We start from the raw sequence: 355 nt of genomic DNA on the forward strand, positions 1-355 counted from the left end.
TGCAATGGCAACCGTCAAACCCTATCAACACTAGGTATTAATATGCCGGCTGCAGGATTTGAACCTGTGACCCTCGGTTTACGATACCGATGCTCTACCAACTGAGCTAAGCCGGCCTTTTCAGGATGACCCGTACGGGATTTGAACCCATGTTACCGCCGTGAAAGGGCGGTGTCTTAACCACTTGACCAACGGGTCAGAAATGAAGGTTATCACCTTCATTATAAATAAAACAAGTACCCAGAAAAATGTAAACAAGAATATCTTGATTATAATTCTGAGTACAAGTCTGATCTCTATTTGCACGGCAACGTCCTACCCTCGCAGGGGGCGATCCCCCAACTACTATCGGCGT

2 tRNA genes are annotated in these 355 nt (G+C 46.5%); both read right to left on the reverse strand.

Annotation, left to right across the window (positions count from 1 at the left end):
• Positions 1–43: 43 nt before the first annotated feature.
• Positions 44–116: transfer RNA gene (locus tag FC81_RS08585), tRNA-Thr, on the reverse strand.
• A gap of 10 nt (positions 117–126) precedes the next feature.
• Positions 127–198 (reverse strand) — tRNA-Glu (locus FC81_RS08590).
• Positions 199–355 lie beyond the last annotated feature (157 nt).

Source organism: Liquorilactobacillus capillatus DSM 19910, assembly GCF_001434915.1.
GTDB lineage: Bacteria > Bacillota > Bacilli > Lactobacillales > Lactobacillaceae > Liquorilactobacillus > Liquorilactobacillus capillatus.